Below are 26,648 nucleotides of genomic sequence, written 5' to 3' on the forward strand. Positions count from 1 at the left end.
GTCCGGCGCCCGTGGACGCCGGACCGGCCCTCCCGTGCGTGCGTGGGAACTGCCGTAACCAACAAGGCGGATCGGCAGACGGGCTGTCAACGCCCCCACGGGACGTCCCGGTTGCCCAGCCGCCCACTGACGGTCCGGGAGGCTCAGCCGAAGCCGACAGATCGGCCGGCAGGCTTACCGGTAATTCACGAACTGCAGGGCGAAGTCGAAGTCCTTGCCCTTGAGGAGTGAGATCACGGCCTGGAGGTCGTCGCGGCTCTTGGAGCTGACGCGGAGTTCGTCACCCTGCACCTGGGCCTTCACGCCCTTGGGGCCCTCATCACGGATGATCTTCGCCACCTTCTTGGCGTTCTCCTGGGAGATGCCCTCCTCGATCGACGCGAAGATCTTGTACTCCTTGCCGGACGGCTGCGGTTCGCCCGCGTCCAGCGCCTTGAGGGAGACCCCGCGCTTGATCAGCTTGGACTGGAAGACGTCGAGGATCGCCTTCACCCGCTCCTCGGAGTTCGCCTCCATGAGGATCTTGTCGCCGGACCACGAGATGGAGGCACCCACGCCCTTGAAGTCGTAGCGCTGCGAGATCTCTTTGGCGGCCTGGTTGAGGGCGTTGTCGACCTCCTGCCGCTCGACCTTCGAGACGATGTCGAAACTGGAGTCGGCCATGTCCTGTGGCTCCTTGTATCGGGATGCGAATCGGGTGCGTATCGGCGTACGTGGGGCGGCCGCCGAGCCCGGTGTAGGTCCCGGGCCGCGCCCGCACAAGCCTAGCCATCCCCTCCCCTCGGAGTGCCGATCAATCAGGTGGCGAAGCACCCCCGCGCATCAGGTATCGTTTACGTCGTTGCCACGGAGCACCACCGCGAGGCGGTCTGCGGGCAGCAACCCAGGCGGTGTGCCCGAGCGGCCAAAGGGAGCAGACTGTAAATCTGCCGGCTCAGCCTTCCCAGGTTCGAATCCTGGCGCCGCCACACTGGGGAAGACCCCCTCTACTCTATGGAAACGCAGAGTAGAGGGGGTCTTTTCGCTTCTTGTACCGCTGTGGACGAAGCGCCGAGACGGCGACGCCGCTCGGTGATGGGACGACGGCCCGGCCCGGCTGGGAGTTGTGCTGGGTGTACGACGGTCCGGCAAGAGCTCCGCGCCTACCACTTCTGGCGGGACCGCTGGGCCGAGCACATGGTGCCTCGAAGGGCCGTTCGGCGCCGTCCCCGGTTTCGCGGCAACAAGCCCTGGACGAGGTCATGGCCAAGGCCCGCGAGCGCTGGGGCGGCCCCTGCGGTGCCGCGCGCTGCGCGCGCTGATGCCGGGGACTCCCAGCCGCCTCGCTCGCCCTGCACCTGAGGGTTCCCCGTGCCCGCGGGGCACACTGAGAGCATGTCGTCGCGTCGCAGAATGTGTCCCGAGTGCCGTCGCGAGATCGCTGTGGTCGCCGGGCGGTTCGCGCGCCACGATCCGCCGGGCACGAACGGCGGACTGGTGTCGTGCGCCGGATCGCGCAGACTCGCACAGCTGGGAGCGGCCCAGCCGGCGCTGGACGGGTACACGGTCCCCGAGTTCCCCGGCCAGCTCCCGTTGTTCTGAGACCAGCTGCCGTTGTCCTGAGACCAACTGTCTTTGTTCTGGGACTTCCAGGGCGTTCTCCCGCCCCGGGCGCCGACGGTGTTCGTCAAGCGACGACAGCCGTCCGGGCCCCGTCAGTTGCCCGCGATCGACTTCACCGCCACCGACACCGGTGCCGAGCCGCTGATCAGTTCCAGGGTCAGGCCGGCTGTGGCCGGGGTGTCCACCAGTTCCACGAGGACGGTGGCCACGTCGTCGCGCGGGATCTGGCCGCGGCCGGTGGAGGCTTCCAGGCGTACGAGGCCGGTGCCCGGGTCGTTCGTCAGCGACCCCGGGCGCAGAATCGTCCAGTCCAGGGCGTTCAGGCTCCTGACGTACGCGTCGGCCGCGCCCTTGGCACGCAGATACACGTCGAAGACCTCGTCGCCCTGGTGGTTCGGGTCGGCGCCCATCGACGACACGATGATGAAGCGGCGCACGTTCGTCCGTACCGCGGCGTCCGCGAAGAGCGCCGCCGCGCCGCGATCCACCGTGTCCTTGCGGGCGGCCCCGCTGCCCGGCCCCGCGCCCGCCGCGAAGACGGCCGCGTCCGCGCCCTGCAGATGCGCGGCGACCTCCTCGACCGTGGCCGACTCCAGGTCGCACAGCACCGGTTCGGCATCGACCGCCCGCAGATCGTCGCCCTGCTCGGGGCGGCGGATGATCCCCGCGACCTCGTCACCGCGCGCGGCGAGCAGCTGCTCCAGCCGCAGCGCGATCTGACCATGTCCCCCAGCGATGACAATGCGCATGTCTTCGACCGTACGCCCGGCGGGGCACATTTGCCGCATAGCCTCTCCGCCGACCCACCGACCCACCGACCCACCGACCCACCGACCCGCCGACCCAGGGCCGCACTTGCCCTGACAGGGGTTCTCCCGCGAGCTCCCTTACGGCCCGCTTCGGGGAGTCCTACGACGGCTCCCCGCGCCCCTGCCGGGGCAGGTCCAGCGCCACCGCCGCCGAGTCGCAGTACTCCCGTACCGCGCTCGTGCGTGCCACCACGCGCCCCCTGTGCACCACGATCCGGCTGTACGCCAGGGAGAGCGCCCCCGCGAGCCGGTTGCCCCGTACGGCGAGGAGTTCGGCGGGGAATCCCGCCTCCACACGCACTTCCGGCAGGCCGAGGGCCGTCCGCGCCGAGGTGCTCACCGTGTCATACGCGTCCTCGGAGCGCAGTCCGTGGCGCGAGGCCAGTAGATACGCCGACTCGAGCGGGTCGCCGCGGCCGACGGGGTTCGACATGTCACGCAGGGCCCCGCTCCCCGCCGCGACCCTGACCCCGGCCGCGCGCAGCAGCCGTACGGGAGCGGTGCCGCGGTCGTCCGCGCCCCCACAGCCGCCCTGCGGGAGGCACACCACCGTGATCCCGGCCGCCGCGAGCTGGTCCGCCGCGCGTGCGGCAGCCTCGGCGGGCAGGCGCTCGAGCCCGCCGCACGGACCGAGTGTCACCCCTGGGCGCAGCCCGCCGGCCATCGCCGCGAGCCGACTCAGCCGCGCCGGATCGGATCCGTCGACGTGCAGGTCGACCGGGCAGCCGTGCTCGGAGGCGATGTCCAGGACCGCCTCCACATAGCCCGTGGGATCGGGGTCCAGATCCGGACGGCCGCCCACCACGGAGGCGCCCATCTTCACCGCGTCCCGCAGCATCGCGAGCCCGTCGGCCCCGGCCACGCCGGTCAGCAGCCGCGGCATGGCCACCGCCGTCAGGTCGGCCAGCCCGCGCAGCGACTGCTGCGCCTGGAGCACCGCCGTCAGCGCGCTCAGCCCCTGTACATCACCCACGTGGACATGCGAGCGCAGCGCCGTGGTTCCGTGCCCGAGCTGCAGCAGAGCCGCCTCGGTGGCCCGGCGCTGGACGTTCCCGGTGTCGTACGGCACGGGCCCGTCGGCGTCCGCAGACAGCGCCGTGTCGCCATGGACGTGCGGGTCGGCCGGGGCCGGCAGCAGCAGGTAGCCGCCGAGATCCACGCGCGCGGCGTGCGCGCTCGGTCCTCCGGCGCCCCCAGCGCCTCCGGTCGCCAGGCTCCCCGCCGTGCCCACCGCCTCGATGCGCCCGCCGCACAGCCGTACGTCCACGGTCCGGCCGTCGGTGAGCCGCGCTCCGCACAGCAGCAGGGCGGATCCCCCGGGCTGCCCCGACAGGGAGCCCGGCATGGAGCGCGACGGGGAGTGGGCGGGCTGCGGCTGGCTGTCGGGCATCGCACTCCTGGGGGTAGGCCGCTGTGTACGAGGACACGCATGATCACGCAGAGTGAGTCGAGCCTAGGACGGCGGACCGTCCGCTTCAGGGAGGAGCGCAATAGTCGTACCGGTGTGGTCCGCAGTCGTACCGGTGTGGTCCGCATTGGTCCCATCTCTGAGACGTCCTGTGTATCTGCGAGTCGTCGGACGCGCCGGAGGGCATCGGCCGTGGTGGAGGCGCCGGCTGAGGCGTCACGGTCTCTCCCGGCCAGGTCGGCGTGGCCGTGACGTCTGGGAGGGGAGAGGGGGACGAAGCGGCCGGGAACGGGACGGGGCGGGTGCCGTGAAACGGATTTGGGCGATCGGCGGTGGGGCGTGTAATGTCTTCATCGCTCGCCCCAATAGCTCAGTCGGCAGAGCGTCTCCATGGTAAGGAGAAGGTCTACGGTTCGATTCCGTATTGGGGCTCTGATGCGAGAGGTCCCCGCCGCGAGGCGGGGTCGGTCGCATCGCAGCGGTGTAGCTCAGTCGGTAGAGCAAGCGGCTCATAATCGCTGTGTCACCGGTTCAAGTCCGGTCACCGCTACTGACAGTAGCCGATTGCGGGGTCGGTCCTTCGATCGGCTACTCTTCTTGCGTTAAATCAATTCCATCCGTTCGTCAAGGAGCACTCACGTGGCTGCCACCGACGTCCGCCCGAAGATCACGCTGGCCTGCGTGGAGTGCAAGGAGCGGAACTACATCACCAAGAAGAACCGGCGTAACAACCCGGACCGTCTTGAGATGAAGAAGCACTGCCCGCGTTGCAACGCGCACACCGCGCACCGCGAGACGCGATAAATCAGGCTCGTACGCGAGGCCGCCCCCGTAGTCCGGGGGCGGCCTCGCGTCGTTTCGGTGACTGCGGTGAACGTCCGTCATCAGGCAGAGTGCTCCTCATCCGGTACCGCGCTCGTTCTCCGGTCCCCGAAGGAGAATCGGGCCCTCGGAGGGATTCGGGTCCCCGAAGAGCATCGGGCCCCTGAAGAGAGCCGTCGTTCACCGTTCAACCACAGTAGACACCAGGAGGTGCCGAGCCCATGGCGCTCGACCAGTCCTTCGTGGGGCGGTCCTATCCGCCCACCGACCCCTACGAGGTCGGCCGGGAGAAGATTCGCGAGTTCGCGGAAGCCGTGGGGGACACCAACCCGGCATACACGGACCCGGAGGCCGCCAAGGCGCTCGGGTACGCCGATGTGATCGCTCCGCCGACGTTCGTGTTCGCGATCACCTTCAAGGCCGCGGGACAGGTCGTCCAGGACCCCCAACTGGGCCTCGACTACGGCCGTGTCGTGCACGGCGACCAGAGGTTCGCGCACCGGCGTCCCGTCCGTGCGGGCGACCGGCTCACGGTCACCTCGACCATCGAGACGATCAAGTCGCTGGCCGGCAACGACGTCCTGGAGATCCGCGGTGATGTCCACGACGAGGCGGGGGAGCACGTGGTGACCGCGTGGACCAAGCTGGTGGCCCGCGCGGCGGACGAGAACACGGCGGAAGGGGAGGCGTGACCGCGATGACGGCACAGATCCAGTACGCGGACGTCGAGGTCGGCACCGAACTGCCCGCTCAGACCTTCCCCGTCACCCGCGCCACGCTCGTCCAGTACGCGGGCGCCTCAGGGGACTTCAACCCGATCCACTGGAACGAGAAGTTCGCCAAGGAGGTCGGGCTGCCGGACGTCATCGCGCACGGCATGTTCACCATGGCCGAGGCGGTCCGCGTGATCACGGACTGGGTGGGCGACCCCGGCGCGATCGTCGAGTACGGCTGCCGCTTCACCAGGCCCGTCGTCGTCCCGAACGACGACCAGGGCGCGACCATCGAGGTCAGCGGCAAGGTCGCGGCCAAGCTCGACGACAACACCGTCCGCGTCGACCTGACGGCCATGAGCGCCGGCCAGAAGGTGCTGGGCATGTCACGAGCGGTCGTACGACTCGCCTGAGCGCCGCGCTGGTAAGGGGCGTCATACAAGAGAGGGCGCCCCTTACGCGTTGCCTGGCCGCCGCCTCACGGCCCCCACACGCGCGCGGGGGCGGCCCGATGCCGTCTCGTACCCTTGTGCCCGTGCAGGAACTCCACGACGCCCCGCTCGCCCCGCTGACCACGTTCCGGCTGGGCGGTCCCGCGGACCGGCTGATCACCGCGACGACCGACGCCGAAGTGATCGCAGCCGTCCGCGAGGCCGACGAATCCGGTACCCCACTGCTGCTCATCGGCGGCGGATCGAACCTGGTCATCGGTGACAAGGGCTTTGCCGGGACCGCGCTCGTCATCGCGACGAAGGGCTTCGCGCTCGACGGCACCCGGCTGGAGCTGGCCGCCGGCGAGGTGTGGACCGACGCCGTCGCCCGCACCGTCGAGGCCGGGCTCGCAGGCATCGAGTGCCTCGCCGGAATCCCCGGCTCCGCGGGTGCGACGCCCATTCAGAACGTCGGCGCGTACGGCCAGGAGGTCTCCTCCACCATCACCGAGGTGGTCGCCTACGACCGTGCCACCCGCGAGACGGTCACCATCCCTAACGCCGACTGCGCCTTCACGTACCGGCACAGCCGCTTCAAGGCCGACCCCGAGCGCTACGTCGTACTGCGCGTCCGCTTCGATCTCGAGGACGCGGACGGGCTGTCGGCGCCGGTCAGGTACACGGAGACGGCCCGTTCCCTCGGCGTCGGCGTCGGCGACCGCGTGCCCCTCGACACCGCCCGCGAGGCCGTGCTGAAGCTGCGCTCGGGCAAGGGCATGGTGCTCGACCCGGAGGACCACGACACCTGGTCGGCCGGGTCGTTCTTCACCAACCCGATCCTCACGGACGAGGCGTTCGCCGCGTTCCGCGCGCGCGTGGCGGAGCGTCTGGGCGAGGACGTCATGCCGCCCGCCTACCCCGCGGGCGACGGGCACACCAAGACCTCCGCCGCCTGGCTGATCGACAAGGCGGGCTTCACCAAGGGGTACGGCAGCGGGCCCGCCCGTATCTCCACCAAGCACACGCTGGCCCTCACCAACCGGGGCGACGCCACCACCGAGGACCTGCTCGTCCTCGCCCGCGAGGTCGTCGCCGGCGTCCGGGACGCCTTCGGGATCACCCTCGTCAACGAGCCCGTGACGGTGGGCGTCAGCCTCTGAGGACGGCCCTGGCCAGTGGGCCACTCCGACCAGCAGGTCACTGCCCTGACCAGCAGTCACGGTTCTGCCCAGAAGGCCACAGTCCTGCCTAGTAGGCCACTCCCACCGGCTGCTTCACCGTCGCCGGGTCCGCGGTCGCCGTCAGCATCGCGTGGGCCACGTCCGCGCGCGCGAGGGTCCTGCCCCTGAGCGGGTTGCCACCGACGACCGTGCGATAGGTGCCGGTCAGTGGACCGTTCGTCAGACGGGGCGGGCGCATCACGGTCCAGTCCGTGGCACTGCGGGCGAGCTCGCCCTCCATCTCCCTCAGGTCCTCGTAGATGTCCCGCAGGACCGTCCAGAGCACCGAGCGCGCGGCTCGGTCGAGGAGCGGAGCGCCTGGCGCGGGCTCGGCGAGCGGGGACGCGCTCACCACCACGACCCGGCGTACGCCCTCGGCGCCCATGGCGTGCAGTACCGCGCGGGTCAGCCGGGACGCCACCCCGGCCTCCTTGCGCGACCGCGCGCCCAGACCGGACAGCACCGCGTCCCGCCCCGCCACCGCGGACCGTAACGCCTCTGGAGCCGTCAGGTCCGCGCGGACCACCTCCAGTCCGGAGCCCGTCACGGTGAGCCGGGCCGGATCCCGTACGACCGCCGTGACCCGGTGCCCCGCGGCCAGCGCCTGGCGGACCACCTCCTGACCGACGCCGCCCGTAGCGCCGAAGACCGTGAGCCTCATGGTGCCCTCCCAGGTGGGTGAGTATTCACTCACCTAGGGTGGGTAAGTATTCACTCACCGTCAAGCCTCCGCCCGCAGGGAGCGCCGTGCAGCACAAACCCGCCCGGACCCGCATCCTCGACGCCGCCCACGAGCTGATGCTCACCGTGGGCCTCGCCCGGGCCACCACCAAGGAGATCGCCAGGGCGGCGGGCTGCTCGGAGGCCGCGCTCTACAAGTACTTCCCGAGCAAGGAGGAGCTCTTCATCCGCGTCCTCCAGGAACGGCTGCCCAAGCTGGGACCCCTGCTGGACAGGCTCGCCGCCGATCCGGGCCGGCGGACCGTCGAGGAGAATCTCACGGAGATCGCCCGCCAGGCGGCCCTGTTCTACGAGCAGAGCTTCCCGATCGCGGCCTCGCTGTACGCCGAGACCGAGCTCAAGCGCCGGCACGACGAGTCGCTGCGCGAGCTGGGCATGGGGCCGCACGTCCCCATCCAGGGCCTGGACGCGTATCTGCGCACCGAACAGCGAGCGGGCCGCGTCCACCCGGACGCCGACACCTTCGCGGCCGCCTCACTCCTCCTCGGCGCCTGCGCCCAGCGCGCGTTCGCCTACGAGGCCACGGAACGGGGCGCGCCCCCGCCCCTCGACACCTTCGCGCCCGCCCTGGCGCGGACTCTCGTGAGCGGCCTCTCCGCCGCCCCGGGGGCCCGCTGACCGCGGCCGCGCCCACTCAGGCGGTCAGCCAGTCGTCGACGCCCGACAGCAGCTTCTCCTTCACGTCCTCCGGGGCCGCGGAGCCCCGTACCGACTGCCGGGCCAGTTCGGCCAGCTCGGCGTCCGTGAAGGCGTGGTGGTGGCGCGCGATCTCGTACTGGGCCGCGAGGCGCGAGCCGAACAGCAGGGGATCGTCCGCCCCGAGCGCCATCGGGACCCCTGCCTCGAACAGAGTCCTCAGGGGTACGTCCTCGGGCTTCTCGTAGACGCCCAGGGCCACGTTGGAGGCCGGGCACACCTCACAGGTGACGCCCCTCTCCGCGAGCCGCCGCAGCAGCCGCGGATCCTCCGCCGCCCGCACCCCGTGCCCGATGCGCGACGCGTGCAGGTCGTCCATACAGTCGCGGACCGAGGAGGGGCCGTTCAGCTCGCCACCGTGCGGCGCGGACAGCAGCCCGCCCTCCCGCGCGATGTGGAAGGCCCGGTCGAAGTCACGCGCCAGGCCCCGCCGCTCGTCGTTGGAGAGCCCGAAGCCGACGATGCCGCGGTCCCTGAAGCGCACGGCCAGCCGGGCCAGCGTGCGCGCGTCGAGGGGGTGCTTCATACGGTTCGCGGCGATCAGGACACGCATGCCGAGGCCGGTCTCGCGCGAGGCCGTGTCCACCGCGTCCAGGATGATCTCAAGAGCAGGGATGAGCCCGCCCAGCCTGGGCGCGTACGACGTGGGGTCGACCTGGATCTCCAGCCACCCGGAGCCGTCCCTGACGTCCTCCTCGGCGGCCTCGCGCACCAGCCGCTGGATGTCCTCGGGCTCTCGCAGGCAGGACCGCGCCGCGTCGTACAGCCGCTGGAAGCGGAACCAGCCCCGCTCGTCCGTCGCCCGCAGTCTCGGTGGCTCCCCACTGGTCAGGGCCTCTGTCAGCGCCTCGGGGAGCCGGACGCCGTACTTGTCGGCCAGTTCCAGGACGGTCGTGGGCCGCATGGACCCGGTGAAGTGCAGGTGCAGATGGGCCTTGGGCAGTTGAGAGACATCACGTACGTGCTCCATTCCAGGATCCTGCCGCACCCGCAAGCCGTACCGGTACCGCTTTCCCCGATCGTGGTCTTGCTCGCACTGGGAGACGAAAAAACGGGCCCGTTTCCTCCCGGGACGGGGAGGAAACGGGCCCGTGGGAAGACGTCAGTCCCGAGCCTCGGCCAGCAGCTTCTGGATCCGGCTCACGCCCTCGACGAGATCCTCGTCACCCAGCGCGTACGACAGCCGCAGATAGCCCGGCGTACCGAACGCCTCGCCCGGGACGACCGCGACCTCGACCTCCTCCAGGATGAGCGCGGCCAGCTCGACCGTGTTCTGCGGGCGCTTGCCGCGGATCTCCTTGCCGATGAGGTCCTTGACCGAGGGGTACGCGTAGAAGGCGCCCTCGGGCTCCGGGCAGAGCACGCCGTCGATCTCGTTGAGCATCCGGACGATGGTCCTGCGACGGCGGTCGAAGGCCTCGCGCATCTTCGCGACGGCGTCCAGGTCACCGGAGACGGCGGCGATCGCGGCGGCCTGCGCCACGTTCGAGACGTTGGACGTGGCGTGCGACTGCAGGTTCGTCGCGGCCTTGACGACGTCCTTCGGGCCGATGATCCAGCCCACGCGCCAGCCGGTCATGGCGTACGTCTTGGCCACGCCGTTGACCACGATGCACTTGTCGCGCAGCTCGGGCAGGAGCGCGGGCAGCGAGGTGAACGTGGCGTCCCCGTAGACCAGGTGCTCGTAGATCTCGTCCGTCAGCACCCACAGGCCGTGCTCGACGGCCCAGCGGCCGATCGCCTCGGCCTCCTCGGCGCCGTAGACCGCGCCTGTGGGGTTGGAGGGGGAGACGAAGAGGACGACCTTCGTCTTCTCGGTGCGGGCCGCCTCCAGCTGCTCGACGGAGACCCGGTAGCCCGTGGTCTCGTCCGCGACGACCTCCACCGGGACGCCGCCGGCGAGGCGGATCGACTCCGGGTACGTCGTCCAGTACGGCGCCGGGACGATGACCTCGTCGCCCGGGTCGAGGATCGCGGCGAAGGCCTCGTAGATGGCCTGCTTGCCGCCGTTGGTGACCAGGATCTGGGCGGGGTCGACCTCGTAGCCGGAGTCCCGCAGCGTCTTCGCGGCGATGGCCGCCTTCAGCTCGGGCAGGCCGCCCGCCGGCGTGTAGCGGTGGTACTTCGGGTTCTTGCAGGCCTCGACGGCCGCCTCGACGATGTAGTCCGGCGTCGGGAAGTCGGGCTCACCGGCGCCGAAGCCGATCACCGGGCGCCCGGCGGCCTTGAGGGCCTTGGCCTTGGCGTCCACGGCGAGGGTGGCGGACTCGGAGATCGCGCCGACTCGGGCGGAGACCCGGCGCTCGGTGGGAGGGGTTGCAGCGCTCATGGCACCCATCGTTTCAGACACGAAACGCCCGCGGCACGCGGGTTTCACAGACTGGTCACCCGGATGAACAGGTGCCCGGGAAGTCCGGTGCGCGAGCGGTCCGGGCGGCGCCGTCCGGCGGCGTACGGACCGGGCGGCAGGCTCCGCAGGAGCGGCGCACCGGCCGGGCGAGCGGCCGAAAATCTGTGCCCGCACGGGCCGTGTACCGGCAGAAGCGGGAGCGGCAACGCCCCTGGCGACGCTTTCTGTTCGACGACCGGCCGCGGACCACGTACACTCTCACCTCGTTGGCCTCCACAGGCCGCGCTCACCCGGTGCACACCGAGCATCCGGGCGGATGCGGTACGTTGGGGGAACCAAAGGGTCGTAGCTCAATTGGTAGAGCACTGGTCTCCAAAACCAGCGGTTGGGGGTTCAAGTCCCTCCGGCCCTGCTACACACTCCTTACGCCAGGATGTGTGCGCATGTACGTACAGCAATGCACCGCCGTGCGGCTCAGACCGGGCGCGGCACGGCCATGACCCGGAATCAGGTGAGGACGAGTGACGGACGCCGTGGGCTCCATCGACATGCCTGATGCCCAGGATGAGGCGCCGGAGTCCAAGAAGACCCGCAAGGGCGGCAAGCGCGCCAAGAAGGGCCCGTTCAAGCGCCTGGCGCTGTTCTACCGCCAGGTCGTCGCGGAGCTCCGCAAGGTTGTCTGGCCGACCCGCTCACAGCTGACGACGTACACGACCGTGGTGATTGTCTTCGTCGTCATCATGATCGGTCTGGTGACTGTGATTGACTTCGGACTCGACAAGGCCGCCAAGTACGTCTTCGGCTGAGCCGAAAGCGAAGGGCGCCGTACCAGGCGCCCCTTTCGCGTGTTCCACCCCTAAGTATCGAGGAAGAAGCAGCCACCGTGTCTGACCCGAACGTGAACGACGCCATCGAGCCTCGCGGTGAAGGTGTCGAGTCCGTGGATGACGAGCTCGACATCGTCGAGGGAGCGGACGAGGTCGACGAGTTCGAGGCTGCCGAAGCCGAGGCGGGGGAGCCGGCCGAGGAAGCCGCCGTGCAGGTGGAGGAAGAGGACGAGGAAGAGGCCGCCGAGGAGGAGGCCGAGCCCGTCGACCCCATCGCCGCCCTGCGCGAGGAGCTGCGGACGCTGCCCGGCGAGTGGTACGTCATCCACACGTACGCCGGGTACGAGAAGCGCGTGAAGGCCAACCTGGAGCAGCGCGCCGTCTCGCTGAACGTCGAGGACTTCATCTACCAGGCGGAGGTCCCCGAGGAGGAGATCGTCCAGATCAAGAACGGCGAGCGCAAGACCGTCCGGCAGAACAAGCTGCCCGGTTACGTGCTCGTCCGTATGGATCTGACGAACGAGTCCTGGGGCGTCGTCCGCAACACCCCGGGCGTCACCGGCTTCGTGGGCAACGCCTACGACCCGTACCCGCTGTCCCTCGACGAGATCGTCAAGATGCTCGCCCCGGAGGCCGAGGAGAAGGCCGCCCGCGAGGCCGCCGAGGCCGAGGGCAAGCCGGCTCCGGCCCGCAAGGTCGAGGTCCAGGTGCTGGACTTCGAGGTCGGCGACTCGGTCACCGTCACCGACGGCCCGTTCGCCACGCTCCAGGCGACCATCAACGAGATCAACGCCGACTCGAAGAAGGTCAAGGGCCTGGTCGAGATCTTCGGCCGCGAGACGCCGGTCGAGCTGAGCTTCGACCAGATCCAGAAGAACTAGCTCCTTCTGGGGAACTTCTGGACGAACCGCTTCCGCGCAGGTCAGGCGGGCTTTCACAGCCGGTCTGACCTGCGCGGTTTTTAGCCGCGCATCTATACCCGTTATCGTTGTGCGGTATGCCTTCATCCGGGACGCGACCCGCGAAGGCGCACTCGAATCGAAAGGACCCGGAGAGCTATGCCTCCCAAGAAGAAGAAGGTCACGGGGCTCATCAAGCTCCAGATCCAGGCCGGCGCCGCCAACCCGGCTCCGCCGGTCGGCCCGGCGCTGGGTCAGCACGGCGTCAACATCATGGAGTTCTGCAAGGCCTACAACGCCGCGACCGAGTCGCAGCGCGGTTGGGTCATCCCGGTGGAGATCACGGTCTACGAGGACCGCTCCTTCACCTTCATCACCAAGACGCCGCCGGCCGCCAAGATGATCCTCAAGGCCGCGGGCGTGGAGAAGGGCTCCGGCGAGCCGCACAAGACCAAGGTCGCCAAGATCACCGAGGCGCAGGTCCGCGAGATCGCCCAGACCAAGATGCCCGACCTCAACGCCAACGACCTGGACGCCGCCGCGAAGATCATCGCCGGTACCGCGCGTTCCATGGGCGTCACGGTCGAGGGCTGAACCCCACCTTCGTAGAACCCTGCGGCTGATGGCCGCACGTGGCAGGGCCTGCTCGGCCCGTACCACGACTCCTTTCAGAACACACAGGAGCAGTTGTGAGCAAGCGCAGCAAGGCTCTCCGCGCTGCGGACGCCAAGGTCGACCGGGAGAAGCTGTACGCCCCGCTCGAGGCCGTCCGTCTCGCCAAGGAGACCTCCACGACCAAGTTCGACGGCACCGTCGAGGTCGCCTTCCGTCTGGGTGTCGACCCGCGCAAGGCCGACCAGATGGTCCGTGGCACCGTGAACCTCCCGCACGGCACCGGTAAGACCGCCCGGGTCCTGGTCTTCGCGACCGGTGACCGTGCCGAGGCCGCTCGTGCCGCGGGCGCCGACATCGTCGGCGCCGACGAGCTGATCGACGAGGTGTCGAAGGGCCGTCTGGACTTCGACGCCGTCGTCGCCACCCCGGACCTCATGGGCAAGGTCGGCCGCCTCGGCCGCGTGCTCGGTCCCCGTGGTCTCATGCCGAACCCCAAGACCGGCACCGTCACCCCTGATGTCACCAAGGCTGTCAACGACATCAAGGGCGGCAAGATCGAGTTCCGCGTCGACAAGCACTCGAACCTGCACTTCATCATCGGCAAGACGTCGTTCGACGACACCAAGCTGGTGGAGAACTACGGCGCGGCCCTGGAGGAGATCCTCCGTCTGAAGCCGTCCGCCGCCAAGGGGCGCTACATCAAGAAGGCCGCCATCAGCACCACGATGGGCCCCGGCATTCCGGTCGACTCGAACCGCACCCGCAACCTCCTCGTCGAGGAGGACCCGGCCGCCGTCTGAGCCCCGCGCTCATCCCGGTAGCCGCGTCGCGTACGCGTGGCAGGACGGGCCCCGCACCTTTCGAGGTGCGGGGCCCGTCCCTTTTTCCGGCATACGGTTTTCCTCTTCCCGCATACGGCTTTCCCCGCATACGTCCGTCCGATTTTCGGCATACGAGTGTCAGTGCGCTGCATTAGCGTGCGGAGCACGGAAACTGACGGGGTGGGGGAGAGACGGATGACCAACTCGACCGTACGCCGGACGGCCCTGTCGATCGCGGCCGCGACCGCGCTCCTCGGGGCGGCCGCATGTACTTCCTCGGACTCCTCCGGGAGTTCCGGCGAGGACGACAAGGCGGGCCGCGAGGGCGGTCCGTCCGTCCACGCCATAGCGGCTCTGCGCCTGGCGGAGAAGTACACGCGCCGTGCCGACTCCGCGCGCGTGGAGTCCACGACCGTCATGGGCACGATGATGTCCATGGAGGCGGAGGGCGCCCTCGACTGGTCCGACGGCTACACCGGCACCATGACCGTGCAGTACACCGGCGGAGCGATGGCCGACCAGATGCGCCGGATGGGCAGCACCACGATGGAGGCCCGCTATCTGCCCGACGCCTACTACGCGCAGGTGGGCGACGAGTTCGCCGATCAGGCGGCACACGGAAAGCACTGGATCAGGTACGACTACGACGACCTGGCGGAGGCGGCCGGCGGCTCGGGGGCGTACATGAAGGACCAGATGCGCAACACCACGCCGAACCAGTCGGTGAAGCTCCTGCTCGCCTCCGGTGATGTGAAGAAGGTCGGCGAGGAGACCGTGCGCGGTGAGAAGACCACCCACTACGCGGGCACGGTCGAAGTCGCGGACCTCGCGGAGCAGAACTCCCACCTGACCAGGAGCCAGCTGGCCGACCTGAGGAAGCAGCTGGAGCAGGCCGGGATCACCACCGAGACCATCGACATCTGGGTCAACGACGACGACCTGCTGGTCAAGAAGGTGGAGAAGGGCGAGATGACCTCGGGGACGATGTCCCAGACGGCGTACTACAGCGACTACGGCGTGGAGGTCTCGGCGGATGAGCCCCCGGAGGGCGACACGGTGGACTTCGTGGAGCTGATGCAGAGCCCGCCGGCTGCCTAGCTTTTCGCGTCGCAGTGCCGTGCCGCATCGGCCGGGTCGGTGCCGTGGAGCCCGCCACTTCGGCCCGGCCGGGGACGTGACTCAATGCCACATGGGACTCATCAAAACTCGGGGGATCCCGGAGTCCCTCTGGGCTAGGCTCACCCATCGCGGCGAATCCGCCGCTTGTTCCTTTGGGGGGAATCATGAAGTTATCCGCGCGTGGATCCATACGGCACAGGGTGACGGGCGCGACCCTGGCCGCCGTACTGCTCGGTGGGGGAGCGGTTGCCTGCGGGAGTGAGCAGTCGCCGAGTATGACGCCCGCGGCGGCCGTGGCGAAGGCCGCGAAGAACGCGGAGGAGATCACCTCCCTGCGCTACCGGATGACCGGCCGGGTCCCGGAGGAGGGCCGTATCAAGGCCGAGGCCCGGATGCGTATGAAGCCCACGATCGCCATGAGCATGGAGATGACGGCGCTCGACCAGCCCACGGACAACAAGGTCGAGATCCGGTTCGTCGACAAGGCCATGTACGTCGACGGGGGCGAGGCCGCCGCTCAGGAGACGGGTGGCAAGAGCTGGGTCAAGTTCGACCTGGCCGCGCTCGGAGAGGACACCGACGCCCTGGGCAGCGAGTCGCTGGGGGCCGGGCAGGCCGAGAAGAACCCGGCCGACGAGTCCGCCCTGCTCACCGGCTCCAAGGACGTGAAGAAGGTCGGAGCCGAGACCGTCGACGGGGTGGAGACCACCCACTACAAGGGCACGGTCACCCTCGACGACTTCAGCGAGTCCCTCAAGGACGAGGACAAGGCCACCCGCGAGCGGCGCGAGAAGTCCATCGAGCAGTACGAGAAGATGGGCATCGACAGCCTCACGATGCACATGTGGATCGACGGCGAGGACCGCACCAAGCAGTTCCGCGTGCAGGGCGACGCCGACGCCGGCCCGCTCGACATGACCATCACGTTCCTCGACTACAACAAGCCGGTGACGGTCGAGGCCCCGCCCGCCGCGGAGACCACGGACCTCGCCGAGATGCTGGCGGAGGCCACCCGGGAGAGCTGACGGGCGCCCGCGGCCGTGCCCCGCACGGCAGGTGCGGCCCTGCGGATTTGCTCGACGACAGCCCGCTCACGTACTCTTCCACAGAAGCCAAAGACCGCTGGTCGTTGCCGTGCGCTCGCAAGAGGGCCCGGTGGCCGAAGGATCCGCTGAACTGCGGACGACCCGCGCAGGTGACTGTGGAAGTGCTCCTGGACTGGTTCCGTATGCAGACGGAAGCCGTCCGGTCGAGTTCGCCCCGTGCGCCTGCGCCGGGGCGTTTCGTTTCTTCCAGCCCCTTCCGAGCGGTCCTCATCACCCGGAAGGAGGCCGAGGCTCATGGCGACGTCCGACAAGGTCGCAGCCGTGGCGGAGATCACGGAGAAGCTCCGTGACTCCAACGCCGCTGTTGTGACGTCCTACACCGGACTGAGCGTTGCGCAGCTCAAGCAGCTCCGCCGTTCTCTCGGCGAGAACGCTCAGTACCGAGTGGTGAAGAACACGCTGACCAAGATCGCGGCCCAGGAGGCCGGGATCTCCGTGCTGGACGAGCACCTCAGTGGCTCGACGGCTGTCGCCTTCGTGACCGGTGACCCGGTCGAGGCGGCGAAGGGTCTGCGTGACTTCGCCAAGGAAAACCCCGCTCTCGTCATCAAGGGCGGTGTCCTTGACGGCAAGGCGCTGTCCGCCGACGAGATCAAGAAGCTTGCGGACCTCGAGTCCCGCGAGGTTCTGCTCGCCAAGCTGGCGGGTGCCTTCAAGGGCAAGCAGACTCAGGCTGCTCAGGTCTTCCAGGCGCTCCCGTCGAAGCTCGTCCGCACCGTGGACGCGCTGCGCGCCAAGCAGGCCGAGCAGAGCGGTGCCGAGTAACTCGGCTCGCGAAATGACCGCCGCCTGAGGCAGCCCGCCTGAGGCAGGGGTCGTAGCGGGCCGAACGTCTACGCAGTAACGCCGCAAGGCGCACGCCCGCCAGACATGTACATCCGGCACCAGCCGATTTAGTGGAAGGATCGCCCGTCATGGCGAAGCTCAGCCAGGAAGACCTGCTCGCGCAGTTCGAGGAGATGACCCTCATCGAGCTCTCCGAGTTCGTGAAGGCGTTCGAGGAGAAGTTCGACGTCACCGCCGCCGCCGCGGTCGCCGTTGCCGGTCCCGCCGGCCCGGGCGCCCCGGTCGAGCAGGAGGAGGAGAAGGACGAGTTCGACGTCATCCTCACCGGCGCCGGCGACAAGAAGATCCAGGTCATCAAGGTCGTGCGTGAGCTGACCTCCCTGGGTCTGAAGGAGGCCAAGGACCTCGTGGACGGCGCCCCGAAGCCCGTTCTCGAGAAGGTCGCCAAGGACGCCGCCGAGAAGGCCGCCGAGTCCCTCAAGGGCGCTGGCGCCTCCGTCGAGGTCAAGTAAGACCTCCACGGGTCCGCAGGGATCCCGGGGCCCATGGACCGCCCGCAGCGGTCCGCGAGGGCTCTCGCACGCCGCGCAGTTCTTTCCGTAGGGCTGTAACGCAAACGCACTGAAGAGCGATCATCCAAGTGGGTGGTCGCTCTTCGGCGTTCCTGGACGCTGCGGAACGGCTGCCTTGCACTGTCGGTCGCGACGAGTAGGGTGATCTTCGTCGTGCCTCAGAGCACCCCTGGGGACCCGCTGCGAGTGACGATCGCAGCACCTGGTTCGGGGCATGGGGGGCCTTGACGAACCGCACGCAGCGCGCAATTCTCAGGACGCGTCGTCACAACGATCCGCATCCGAGGCATGGATCGGCGACGAAGAGGGCAGTATCGATGTGCATCGAGGGCGTGGCTTGCCGCAGGTGTTGAGGAACAAACAGGGTTTCCGAGGATCCGCAAACCCGCACTGGACATCAGTGGGCCAAGTGGCTACACTGACCCTTTGCGCTGCCTGTTAGCTGCTTCCTGCCCGTCACCAGGAACATGCCCTCGCTCGAGCACCGACGATAGAACTGTCTCTGACCTGGGACTTCCATCTCTGTGCCTATGCGAGGGGCCGGTACGCGCGTAGTGAGTCCGAGCCCTCGGAAGGACCCCCTCTTGGCCGCCTCGCGCAACGCCTCGACCGCGAATACGAACAACGGCGCCAGCACCGCCCCGCTGCGCATTTCCTTTGCAAAGATCAAGGAGCCTCTCGAGGTTCCGAACCTGCTCGCGCTGCAGACCGAGAGCTTCGACTGGCTGCTCGGCAACACCGCCTGGCAGAGTCGGGTCGAGGAGGCTCTGGACAACGGTCAGGACGTCCCCACCAAGTCCGGGCTCGAGGAGATCTTCGAGGAGATCTCCCCGATCGAGGACTTCTCCGGGTCGATGTCGCTGACCTTCCGCGACCACCGTTTCGAGCCGCCGAAGAACAGCATCGACGAGTGCAAGGAGCGCGACTTCACCTACGCCGCGCCCCTGTTCGTCACGGCCGAGTTCACCAACAACGAGACCGGCGAGATCAAGTCGCAGACGGTCTTCATGGGTGACTTCCCGCTGATGACGAACAAGGGCACCTTCGTCATCAACGGCACCGAGCGTGTCGTGGTGTCGCAGCTGGTGCGTTCGCCGGGTGTCTACTTCGACTCCTCCATCGACAAGACGTCCGACAAGGACATCTTCTCCGCGAAGATCATCCCGTCCCGGGGTGCCTGGCTGGAGATGGAGATCGACAAGCGCGACATGGTCGGTGTCCGCATCGACCGCAAGCGCAAGCAGTCCGTGACCGTACTCCTGAAGGCGCTCGGCTGGACCACCGAGCAGATCCTCGAGGAGTTCGGCGACTACGAGTCCATGCGCGCCACCCTGGAGAAGGACCACACCCAGGGCCAGGACGACGCGCTGCTCGACATCTACCGCAAGCTCCGTCCGGGCGAGCCCCCCACGCGTGAGGCCGCGCAGACGCTGCTGGAGAACCTGTACTTCAACCCCAAGCGCTACGACCTCGCCAAGGTCGGCCGCTACAAGGTCAACAAGAAGCTGGGTGCGGACGCTCCGCTCGACGCGGGCATCCTGACCGTCGAGGACATCATCTCGACGATCAAGTACCTGGTGAAGCTGCACGCGGGCGAGACCGAGACGGTCGGCGACAACGGCACGCAGATCGTCGTCGAGACCGACGACATCGACCACTTCGGCAACCGTCGTCTGCGTAACGTCGGCGAGCTCATCCAGAACCAGGTCCGTACGGGTCTGGCGCGTATGGAGCGCGTCGTGCGCGAGCGCATGACGACCCAGGACGTCGAGGCGATCACGCCGCAGACGCTGATCAACATCCGGCCGGTCGTCGCCTCCATCAAGGAGTTCTTCGGGACCAGCCAGCTGTCGCAGTTCATGGACCAGAACAACCCGCTGTCGGGTCTCACCCACAAGCGCCGTCTGTCGGCCCTTGGCCCGGGTGGTCTGTCCCGTGAGCGGGCCGGCTTCGAGGTCCGTGACGTGCACCCGTCGCACTACGGCCGTATGTGCCCGATCGAGACCCCTGAGGGTCCGAACATCGGTCTGATCGGCTCGCTGGCCTCGTACGGCCGGGTCAACGCATTCGGTTTCGTCGAGACCCCGTACCGCAAGGTCAACGACGGCCAGGTCACCGACGAGGTCGACTACCTCACGGCCGACGAAGAGGACCGGTTCGTCATCGCGCAGGCCAACGCGACCCTGGGGGACGACCTCCGCTTCGCCGAGGCCCGCGTCCTGGTGCGCCGCCGTGGCGGTGAGGTCGACTACGTCAGCCCCGAAGACGTGGACTACATGGACGTCTCGCCGCGCCAGATGGTGTCGGTCGCGACCGCCATGATCCCGTTCCTCGAGCACGACGACGCCAACCGTGCCCTCATGGGCGCGAACATGATGCGCCAGGCCGTTCCGCTGATCCAGGCGGAGTCCCCGCTCGTCGGCACCGGCATGGAGTACCGCTCCGCCGTCGACGCCGGCGACGTCGTCAAGGCCGAGAAGGCCGGTGTGGTCCAGGAGGTCTCCGCGGACTACATCACCACGGCCAACGACGACGGCACGTACATCACGTACCGCCTGGCCAAGTTCGCCCGCTCCAACCAGGGCACCTCGGTCAACCAGAAGGTCATCGTCAACGAGGGCGACCGGATCATCGAGGGCCAGGTCCTCGCCGACGGTCCGGCCACCGAGAACGGCGAGATGGCTCTCGGCAAGAACCTGCTCGTGGCGTTCATGCCGTGGGAGGGTCACAACTACGAGGACGCGATCATCCTGTCGCAGCGCCTCGTGCAGGACGACGTCCTCTCCTCGATCCACATCGAGGAGCACGAGGTCGACGCCCGTGACACCAAGCTCGGCCCCGAGGAGATCACCCGGGACATCCCGAACGTCTCGGAGGAGGTCCTCGCCGACCTCGACGAGCGCGGCATCATCCGTATCGGTGCCGAGGTCATCGCCGGTGACATCCTCGTCGGCAAGGTGACCCCCAAGGGTGAGACCGAGCTGACGCCCGAGGAGCGCCTGCTGCGCGCGATCTTCGGTGAGAAGGCCCGTGAGGTCCGTGACACCTCGCTGAAGGTGCCGCACGGTGAGACCGGCAAGGTCATCGGCGTGCGCGTCTTCGACCGCGAGGAGGGCGACGAGCTGCCGCCCGGCGTCAACCAGCTGGTCCGTGTGTATGTTGCGCAGAAGCGCAAGATCACCGACGGTGACAAGCTCGCCGGCCGTCACGGCAACAAGGGTGTTATCTCGAAGATCCTTCCCATCGAGGACATGCCGTTCCTCGAGGACGGAACTCCGGTCGACATCATCCTCAACCCGCTCGGTGTGCCGTCCCGAATGAACCCGGGACAGGTCCTGGAGATCCACCTCGGCTGGCTCGCCAGCCGCGGCTGGGACGTCTCCGGTCTCGCCGACGAGTGGGCGCAGCGTCTGCAGGCCATCGGTGCCGACAGCGTCGCCCCCGGCACCAACGTCGCGACCCCGGTCTTCGACGGTGCGCGTGAGGACGAGCTCGCGGGTCTGCTCGAGCACACGATTCCGAACCGTGACGGCGAGCGCATGGTGCTCCCGACCGGTAAGGCGCCGCTGTTCGACGGCCGCTCGGGTGAGCCGTTCCCGGAGCCGATCTCGGTCGGCTACATGTACATCCTGAAGCTGCACCACCTGGTCGACGACAAGCTGCACGCCCGCTCGACCGGCCCGTACTCGATGATCACCCAGCAGCCGCTGGGTGGTAAGGCCCAGTTCGGTGGCCAGCGGTTCGGTGAGATGGAGGTGTGGGCCCTCGAGGCCTACGGCGCCGCGTACGCCCTCCAGGAGCTGCTGACCATCAAGTCCGACGACGTCACCGGCCGTGTGAAGGTCTACGAGGCCATCGTCAAGGGCGAGAACATCCCCGAGCCCGGCATCCCCGAGTCCTTCAAGGTGCTCATCAAGGAGATGCAGTCGCTCTGCCTGAATGTGGAGGTGCTGTCCAGCGACGGTATGTCCATCGAGATGCGTGACACCGACGAGGACGTCTTCCGCGCTGCGGAGGAGCTCGGCATCGACCTGTCCCGGCGCGAGCCGAGCAGCGTCGAAGAGGTCTGACGGGAATTCGGCGGACCTTGACCGATCAAGGTCCGCCGGCCCCGGGACCCCCGTTTCAGACCCCAAGACTTACAACCCTGAGAGGGATTGACGCATAGTGCTCGACGTCAACTTCTTCGACGAGCTCCGTATCGGCCTGGCCACCGCTGACGACATCCGTCAGTGGAGCCACGGCGAGGTCAAGAAGCCCGAGACCATCAACTACCGCACCCTCAAGCCCGAAAAGGACGGACTCTTCTGCGAGAAGATCTTCGGTCCGACCCGGGACTGGGAGTGCTACTGCGGCAAGTACAAGCGCGTCCGCTTCAAGGGCATCATCTGTGAGCGCTGTGGCGTCGAGGTCACGCGCGCCAAGGTGCGCCGTGAGCGGATGGGCCACATCGAGCTGGCCGCGCCCGTCACGCACATCTGGTACTTCAAGGGCGTTCCGTCGCGCCTCGGCTACCTGCTCGACCTCGCTCCGAAGGACCTGGAGAAGGTCATCTACTTCGCGGCGTACATGATCACGTACGTCGACGAGGAGCGCCGCACGCGCGACCTGCCCTCCCTGGAGGCGCATGTCTCCGTCGAGCGTCAGCAGATCGAGAACCGCCGGGACGCCGACCTGGAGGCCCGCGCCAAGAAGCTCGAGACCGACCTGGCCGAGCTGGAGGCCGAGGGCGCCAAGGCCGATGTGCGCCGCAAGGTGCGCGAGGGCGCCGAGCGCGAGATGAAGCAGCTGCGTGACCGTGCGCAGCGCGAGATCGACCGGCTCGACGAGGTGTGGACCCGGTTCAAGAACCTCAAGGTCCAGGACCTGGAGGGCGACGAGCTCCTCTACCGCGAGCTGCGTGACCGCTTCGGCACGTACTTCGACGGTTCGATGGGTGCCGCGGCGCTGCAGAAGCGCCTGGAGTCCTTCGACCTGGACGAGGAGGCCGAGCGCCTCCGCGAGATCATCCGTACCGGCAAGGGCCAGAAGAAGACCCGTGCGCTCAAGCGCCTGAAGGTCGTCTCCGCGTTCCTGCAGACCAGCAACAGCCCCAAGGGCATGGTGCTCGACTGCGTGCCGGTCATCCCGCCGGACCTGCGTCCGATGGTGCAGCTGGACGGTGGCCGCTTCGCGACCTCCGACCTGAACGACCTGTACCGCCGTGTGATCAACCGGAACAACCGTCTGAAGAGGCTTCTGGACCTCGGCGCGCCCGAGATCATCGTCAACAACGAGAAGCGCATGCTTCAGGAGGCTGTTGACGCCCTCTTCGACAACGGCCGTCGCGGCCGTCCGGTGACCGGTCCCGGTAACCGCCCGCTGAAGTCCCTCAGCGACATGCTGAAGGGTAAGCAGGGTCGCTTCCGTCAGAACCTGCTCGGTAAGCGAGTCGACTACTCGGCGCGTTCCGTGATCGTCGTCGGTCCGCAGCTGAAGCTGCACCAGTGCGGTCTGCCCAAGGCGATGGCGCTGGAGCTCTTCAAGCCGTTCGTGATGAAGCGCCTGGTCGACCTGAACCACGCGCAGAACATCAAGAGCGCCAAGCGCATGGTCGAGCGCGGCCGCACGGTCGTGTACGACGTCCTGGAAGAGGTCATCGCGGAGCACCCGGTTCTGCTGAACCGTGCGCCCACGCTGCACCGCCTCGGCATCCAGGCCTTCGAGCCGCAGCTGGTCGAGGGCAAGGCCATCCAGATCCACCCGCTCGTCTGCACCGCATTCAACGCGGACTTCGACGGTGACCAGATGGCCGTGCACCTGCCGCTGTCCGCGGAGGCGCAGGCCGAGGCCCGCATCCTGATGCTGTCCTCGAACAACATCCTCAAGCCCGCCGACGGCCGTCCGGTGACGATGCCGACCCAGGACATGGTCCTCGGTCTGTTCTTCCTCACCACCGACGGCGAGATGCGCGAGGTGAAGGGCGAGGAGCGTTCGTTCTCGTCCGTCGCCGAGGCGATCATGTCGTTCGACGCCGGCGAGCTCTCGCTGCAGTCGCGCGTGGACATCCGCTTCCCGGTGGGCACCATCCCGCCGCGCGGCTGGACCCCGCCGGTGCAGGAGGAGGGCGAGCCCGAGTGGCAGCAGGGTGACAGCTTCCGGCTGACCACCACGCTGGGCCGCGCGCTCTTCAACGAGCTGCTGCCCGAGGACTACCCGTTCGTCGACTACGAGGTCGGCAAGAAGCAGCTCTCCGAGATCGTCAACGACCTCGCCGAGCGCTACCCGAAGGTCATCGTGGCGGCGACGCTCGACAACCTGAAGGCGTCCGGCTTCTACTGGGCGACCCGCTCCGGTGTCACCGTGGCCATCTCCGACGTCGTCGTCCCCGAGGCGAAGAAGGAGATCGTCGCCAAGTGGGAGGCCGCGGACGAGAAGATCCAGAAGCAGTACGAGCGCGGTCTGATCACCAAGGACGAGCGGACCCAGGAGCTCATCAAGGTCTGGACCACGGCGACCAACGAAGTCGCCGCGGCCATGAACGACAACTTCCCGAAGACCAACCCCATCTTCATGATGGTGAACTCGGGTGCCCGAGGAAACATGATGCAGATGCGCCAGATCGCCGGTATGCGCGGTCTGGTGTCGAACGCCAAGAACGAGACCATCCCGCGGCCCATCAAGGCCTCGTTCCGTGAGGGTCTGTCCGTGCTGGAGTACTTCATCTCCACGCACGGTGCCCGTAAGGGTCTGGCGGACACCGCTCTGCGTACCGCCGACTCGGGTTACCTCACCCGTCGTCTCGTGGACGTCTCCCAGGACGTCATCATCCGCGAGGAGGACTGCGGCACCGAGCGCGGTCTGAAGCTGCGGATCGCCTCGAAGGACGCCAACGGCGTGCTCGTCAAGGCCGAGGACGTCGAGACCAGCGTCTACGCCCGCATGCTCGCCGAGGACGTCGTCATCGACGGCAAGGTGATCGCGCCGGCCAACGTGGACCTCGGCGACGTGCTCATCGACCAGCTGGTGTTCCACGGTGTCGAGCAGGTCAAGACCCGCTCGATCCTGACCTGTGAGTCCCAGGTCGGCACCTGCGCCATGTGCTACGGCCGCTCGCTGGCCACCGGCAAGCTGGTCGACATCGGTGAGGCGGTCGGCATCATCGCGGCCCAGTCCATCGGTGAGCCCGGTACCCAGCTGACGATGCGTACCTTCCACACCGGTGGTGTGGCCGGTGACGACATCACCCAGGGTCTGCCGCGTGTCGTCGAGCTCTTCGAGGCCCGTACCCCGAAGGGTGTCGCCCCGATCTCCGAGGCCTCCGGCCGTGTGCGGATCGAGGAGACCGAGAAGACCAAGAAGATCGTCGTCACCCCGGACGACGGCAGCGACGAGACGGCGTACCCGATCTCGAAGCGTGCCAAGGTCCTGGTCCGCGAGGGCGACCACGTCGAGGTGGGCCAGCAGCTCACCGTGGGTGCCACCAACCCGCACGACGTGCTGCGCATCCTGGGTCAGCGTGCCGTCCAGGTCCACCTGGTCGGCGAGGTCCAGAAGGTCTACAACTCGCAGGGTGTGTCGATCCACGACAAGCACATCGAGATCATCATCCGGCAGATGCTGCGCCGTGTGACGATCATCGAGTCCGGCGACGCCGAGCTGCTGCCCGGTGAGCTCGTGGAGCGCTCGAAGTTCGAGACCGAGAACCGTCGTGTGGTCCAGGAAGGCGGCCACCCGGCCTCCGGCCGTCCGCAGCTGATGGGTATCACCAAGGCCTCGCTGGCGACCGAGTCGTGGCTGTCGGCGGCGTCCTTCCAGGAGACGACCAGGGTCCTCACGGACGCGGCGATCAACGCCAAGTCCGACTCCCTGATCGGCCTCAAGGAGAACGTCATCATCGGTAAGCTCATCCCGGCCGGTACGGGTCTGTCCCGCTACCGCAACATCCGGGTCGAGCCGACCGAGGAGGCCAAGGCCGCGATGTACTCGGCCGTGGGCTACGACGACATCGACTACTCGCCGTTCGGCACGGGCTCCGGCCAGGCCGTGCCGCTGGAGGACTACGACTACGGTCCGTACAACCAGTAAGCGAGCAGCTTGAGCCGAAGGGCGGCCACTCCGTTTCGTACGGGGTGGCCGCCCTTCGGCGTGTCCGGGTGTCCGCGGTGCGGGTTTGTCAGCGCTGGGGCTGGAGGTACGGCTGCAGGTGGTGCAGTCGGGTGTGGTAGTCCGGGTGCGAGGCGAGCAGCTTGGTGAGGGGGCTCTCCGTGACGGGGGCGCCGCCGTTGCGGGCGGTGTGTTCGGCCTGCTGCCGCTGCTCCTGCTGGTGCAGCTTGTCGAGCACGGCGGCCAGCATCGGGGCGAAGCCGAGCGCGGCCGCGTGCTCGTCGGCCCGCAGTTCGGAACGGCGGCCGACGGCGGCGAGCGCGTACGGTACGGCCAGGATCAGCAGCGGAAGCCCGTACAGGGTGCTGACGGTCGCCAGGGCGATGCTGCCGACGACCAGCCCGAAGAAGAGGACGCCGAAGCAGGAGAAGGCGCGCGACACCGTGAACAGGAAGCCGGTGATCCCGCGCAGGAGGCGCCAGGCGACCCGGCCGGGCAGCGCGTACCAGTAGCCGAGGAGCGAGGACCAGGCGTGGCCGCCGACGTGGTGGCCCAGCTCGTGCGCCATGACCGCGGCCAGTTCGCCGTTGGGGAGTTCGTTCAGGGCGAAGCGGGTGACGCCGACGATATGGCCGGCCGCGGCGACCGCGTTCAGGCTGTCGCTGTCCTCGACCCACAGTTCGTAGTTACGGCCTTCGACGCCGGCGCGGGCCGTGACCTCGCGCCAGACCGGTTCAAGTCTGGCTCGTTCTTGTGGAGTGGGGTAGCGCAAACGGAGCAGACGGCGCGCGAGGGCGCTTTCCGCGGGGCGGTAGAACACGAATGCGCCGCTCGCGAGCCAGGCCAGGATCACCAGGAAGCCGAAGTCGCGGAAGAACGTGGAGATCAGGCCGACCACGAAGAGGCTGCACAGGAAGTGCGGCAGGTAGAGCAGCAGGTTGCCCACGGCGGTGGCATCGGTGCGGCGCTGCTGGCCGGAGACGTGCACGCGGCCGCGGTCGGTGCTGATGTGGTGCGGGTGGGCGG

The 26,648-nt window shown here is 68.3% G+C and carries 23 protein-coding genes and 4 tRNA genes; 20 read left to right on the plus strand and 7 right to left on the minus strand.

The genetic code is table 11. The features are described from left to right. Positions 1-174: 174 nt before the first annotated feature. Positions 175-663 carry a YajQ family cyclic di-GMP-binding protein gene (locus FNH04_RS15395; RefSeq protein WP_152784516.1) on the minus strand — a complete coding sequence of 163 codons (489 nt, stop codon included), beginning with the start codon at positions 661-663 and terminating at the stop codon, positions 175-177. Between the two features lie 223 nt (positions 664-886). On the opposite strand from FNH04_RS15395, the gene FNH04_RS15400 reads away from it, so the two are divergent. Continuing rightward, a tRNA-Tyr gene (locus FNH04_RS15400) sits at positions 887-968 on the plus strand. 406 nt (positions 969-1,374) lie between these two features. After that, complete coding sequence (locus FNH04_RS15405) at positions 1,375-1,581, plus strand: hypothetical protein (RefSeq protein WP_152784518.1); 207 nt, start codon at positions 1,375-1,377, stop codon at positions 1,579-1,581. A 113-nt stretch (positions 1,582-1,694) separates the two neighbouring features. On the opposite strand, the gene FNH04_RS15410 is transcribed toward FNH04_RS15405, so the two are convergent. Both FNH04_RS15410 and FNH04_RS15415 read right to left on the minus strand, forming a co-directional pair. Next, a complete protein-coding gene (locus FNH04_RS15410; RefSeq protein ID WP_152784520.1) occupies positions 1,695-2,351 on the minus strand; it encodes an NAD(P)H-binding protein in 657 nt (218 codons plus the stop codon). A 160-nt stretch (positions 2,352-2,511) separates the two neighbouring features. After that, a complete protein-coding gene (locus FNH04_RS15415) occupies positions 2,512-3,801 on the minus strand; it encodes an amidohydrolase family protein (protein WP_152784522.1) in 1,290 nt (429 codons plus the stop codon). A gap of 377 nt (positions 3,802-4,178) precedes the next feature. Here FNH04_RS15415 and FNH04_RS15420 point away from each other — a divergent pair. From FNH04_RS15420 to FNH04_RS15445, 6 genes are all read left to right on the plus strand, one after another. Next, a tRNA-Thr gene (locus tag FNH04_RS15420) sits at positions 4,179-4,251 on the plus strand. Positions 4,252-4,296: 45 nt separating this feature from the next. Continuing rightward, positions 4,297-4,369: transfer RNA gene (locus FNH04_RS15425), tRNA-Met, on the plus strand. Between the two features lie 89 nt (positions 4,370-4,458). Next, positions 4,459-4,623, plus strand: a complete 165-nt coding sequence (rpmG, locus tag FNH04_RS15430; protein ID WP_003948671.1) for a 50S ribosomal protein L33 — start codon at positions 4,459-4,461, stop codon at positions 4,621-4,623. A 239-nt stretch (positions 4,624-4,862) separates the two neighbouring features. After that, the gene (locus tag FNH04_RS15435; RefSeq protein WP_152784524.1) at positions 4,863-5,333 is read left to right on the plus strand and encodes a MaoC family dehydratase N-terminal domain-containing protein; all 471 of its coding nucleotides are present in this window, start codon (positions 4,863-4,865) and stop codon (positions 5,331-5,333) included. A 5-nt stretch (positions 5,334-5,338) separates the two neighbouring features. Next, complete coding sequence (locus tag FNH04_RS15440; protein WP_152784526.1) at positions 5,339-5,767, plus strand: MaoC family dehydratase; 429 nt, start codon at positions 5,339-5,341, stop codon at positions 5,765-5,767. A 122-nt stretch (positions 5,768-5,889) separates the two neighbouring features. Then, the gene (locus FNH04_RS15445; protein ID WP_322723106.1) at positions 5,890-6,945 is read left to right on the plus strand and encodes a UDP-N-acetylmuramate dehydrogenase; all 1,056 of its coding nucleotides are present in this window, start codon (positions 5,890-5,892) and stop codon (positions 6,943-6,945) included. Between the two features lie 88 nt (positions 6,946-7,033). Here FNH04_RS15445 and FNH04_RS15450 read toward each other — a convergent pair whose 3' ends face one another. After that, entirely contained in the window at positions 7,034-7,666 is a 633-nt protein-coding gene (locus FNH04_RS15450; protein ID WP_152784547.1) for an NAD(P)-dependent oxidoreductase, read from the minus strand. Positions 7,667-7,752: 86 nt separating this feature from the next. Here FNH04_RS15450 and FNH04_RS15455 point away from each other — a divergent pair, with 86 nt between their 5' ends. Then, a complete protein-coding gene (locus FNH04_RS15455) occupies positions 7,753-8,364 on the plus strand; it encodes a TetR/AcrR family transcriptional regulator (RefSeq protein ID WP_322723107.1) in 612 nt (203 codons plus the stop codon). A 16-nt stretch (positions 8,365-8,380) separates the two neighbouring features. Here FNH04_RS15455 and FNH04_RS15460 read toward each other — a convergent pair whose 3' ends face one another. Then, positions 8,381-9,412 carry an adenosine deaminase gene (locus FNH04_RS15460; protein WP_152784530.1) on the minus strand — a complete coding sequence of 344 codons (1,032 nt, stop codon included), beginning with the start codon at positions 9,410-9,412 and terminating at the stop codon, positions 8,381-8,383. A 132-nt stretch (positions 9,413-9,544) separates the two neighbouring features. Next, the gene (locus FNH04_RS15465) at positions 9,545-10,771 is read right to left on the minus strand and encodes a pyridoxal phosphate-dependent aminotransferase (RefSeq protein WP_152784532.1); all 1,227 of its coding nucleotides are present in this window, start codon (positions 10,769-10,771) and stop codon (positions 9,545-9,547) included. Between the two features lie 360 nt (positions 10,772-11,131). Between FNH04_RS15465 and FNH04_RS15470 the strand changes: the two genes are divergently transcribed. From FNH04_RS15470 to FNH04_RS15525, 11 genes are all read left to right on the plus strand, one after another. After that, positions 11,132-11,204, plus strand: a tRNA-Trp gene (locus FNH04_RS15470). A gap of 109 nt (positions 11,205-11,313) precedes the next feature. Beyond that, positions 11,314-11,598, plus strand: coding sequence for a preprotein translocase subunit SecE (gene secE / locus FNH04_RS15475; protein WP_322723108.1), 285 nt, complete (start codon positions 11,314-11,316; stop codon positions 11,596-11,598). Positions 11,599-11,675: 77 nt separating this feature from the next. Beyond that, positions 11,676-12,500 carry a transcription termination/antitermination protein NusG gene (nusG, locus tag FNH04_RS15480; protein ID WP_322723109.1) on the plus strand — a complete coding sequence of 275 codons (825 nt, stop codon included), beginning with the start codon at positions 11,676-11,678 and terminating at the stop codon, positions 12,498-12,500. Positions 12,501-12,677: 177 nt separating this feature from the next. Next, positions 12,678-13,112: a 50S ribosomal protein L11 gene (gene rplK, locus FNH04_RS15485; RefSeq protein WP_055493153.1), complete on the plus strand. Its 435-nt coding sequence runs from the start codon at positions 12,678-12,680 to the stop codon at positions 13,110-13,112. 95 nt (positions 13,113-13,207) lie between these two features. Next, complete coding sequence (rplA, locus tag FNH04_RS15490) at positions 13,208-13,933, plus strand: 50S ribosomal protein L1 (protein WP_322723110.1); 726 nt, start codon at positions 13,208-13,210, stop codon at positions 13,931-13,933. 216 nt (positions 13,934-14,149) lie between these two features. Further along, positions 14,150-15,052, plus strand: coding sequence for a hypothetical protein (locus FNH04_RS15495; protein ID WP_152784537.1), 903 nt, complete (start codon positions 14,150-14,152; stop codon positions 15,050-15,052). Between the two features lie 185 nt (positions 15,053-15,237). Beyond that, the gene (locus tag FNH04_RS15500) at positions 15,238-16,098 is read left to right on the plus strand and encodes a DUF1396 domain-containing protein (RefSeq protein ID WP_152784539.1); all 861 of its coding nucleotides are present in this window, start codon (positions 15,238-15,240) and stop codon (positions 16,096-16,098) included. Positions 16,099-16,413: 315 nt separating this feature from the next. Continuing rightward, a complete protein-coding gene (gene rplJ / locus FNH04_RS15505) occupies positions 16,414-16,944 on the plus strand; it encodes a 50S ribosomal protein L10 (protein ID WP_152784541.1) in 531 nt (176 codons plus the stop codon). Between the two features lie 149 nt (positions 16,945-17,093). After that, entirely contained in the window at positions 17,094-17,477 is a 384-nt protein-coding gene (gene rplL, locus FNH04_RS15510; RefSeq protein WP_152784543.1) for a 50S ribosomal protein L7/L12, read from the plus strand. A 644-nt stretch (positions 17,478-18,121) separates the two neighbouring features. Beyond that, positions 18,122-21,607 (plus strand): DNA-directed RNA polymerase subunit beta, encoded by a 3,486-nt coding sequence (gene rpoB, locus FNH04_RS15520; protein ID WP_152784545.1) that lies wholly within the window; start codon positions 18,122-18,124, stop codon positions 21,605-21,607. 97 nt (positions 21,608-21,704) lie between these two features. After that, entirely contained in the window at positions 21,705-25,604 is a 3,900-nt protein-coding gene (locus FNH04_RS15525; RefSeq protein WP_322723111.1) for a DNA-directed RNA polymerase subunit beta', read from the plus strand. An 88-nt stretch (positions 25,605-25,692) separates the two neighbouring features. On the opposite strand, the gene FNH04_RS15530 is transcribed toward FNH04_RS15525, so the two are convergent. Continuing rightward, the coding region (locus tag FNH04_RS15530) for a M48 family metalloprotease (RefSeq protein ID WP_228031391.1) at positions 25,693-26,648 on the minus strand (956 nt) is incomplete at its 5' end.

Source organism: Streptomyces phyllanthi (assembly GCF_009377205.1).
GTDB classification, from domain to species: Bacteria; Actinomycetota; Actinomycetes; order Streptomycetales; family Streptomycetaceae; genus Streptomyces; species Streptomyces phyllanthi.

Coding starts and splice junctions, on each gene's coding strand:
- FNH04_RS15395 (WP_152784516.1), bottom strand. CDS start 663: ATGGCCGACTCCAGTTTCGACATCGTCTCGAAGGTCGAGCGGCAGGAG.
- FNH04_RS15405 (WP_152784518.1), top strand. CDS start 1,375: ATGTCGTCGCGTCGCAGAATGTGTCCCGAGTGCCGTCGCGAGATCGCT.
- FNH04_RS15410 (WP_152784520.1), bottom strand. CDS start 2,351: ATGCGCATTGTCATCGCTGGGGGACATGGTCAGATCGCGCTGCGGCTG.
- FNH04_RS15415 (WP_152784522.1), bottom strand. CDS start 3,801: ATGCCCGACAGCCAGCCGCAGCCCGCCCACTCCCCGTCGCGCTCCATG.
- FNH04_RS15435 (WP_152784524.1), top strand. CDS start 4,863: ATGGCGCTCGACCAGTCCTTCGTGGGGCGGTCCTATCCGCCCACCGAC.
- FNH04_RS15440 (WP_152784526.1), top strand. CDS start 5,339: ATGACGGCACAGATCCAGTACGCGGACGTCGAGGTCGGCACCGAACTG.
- FNH04_RS15450 (WP_152784547.1), bottom strand. CDS start 7,666: ATGAGGCTCACGGTCTTCGGCGCTACGGGCGGCGTCGGTCAGGAGGTG.
- FNH04_RS15460 (WP_152784530.1), bottom strand. CDS start 9,412: ATGGAGCACGTACGTGATGTCTCTCAACTGCCCAAGGCCCATCTGCAC.
- FNH04_RS15465 (WP_152784532.1), bottom strand. CDS start 10,771: ATGAGCGCTGCAACCCCTCCCACCGAGCGCCGGGTCTCCGCCCGAGTC.
- rplK (WP_055493153.1), top strand. CDS start 12,678: ATGCCTCCCAAGAAGAAGAAGGTCACGGGGCTCATCAAGCTCCAGATC.
- FNH04_RS15495 (WP_152784537.1), top strand. CDS start 14,150: ATGACCAACTCGACCGTACGCCGGACGGCCCTGTCGATCGCGGCCGCG.
- FNH04_RS15500 (WP_152784539.1), top strand. CDS start 15,238: ATGAAGTTATCCGCGCGTGGATCCATACGGCACAGGGTGACGGGCGCG.
- rplJ (WP_152784541.1), top strand. CDS start 16,414: ATGGCGACGTCCGACAAGGTCGCAGCCGTGGCGGAGATCACGGAGAAG.
- rplL (WP_152784543.1), top strand. CDS start 17,094: ATGGCGAAGCTCAGCCAGGAAGACCTGCTCGCGCAGTTCGAGGAGATG.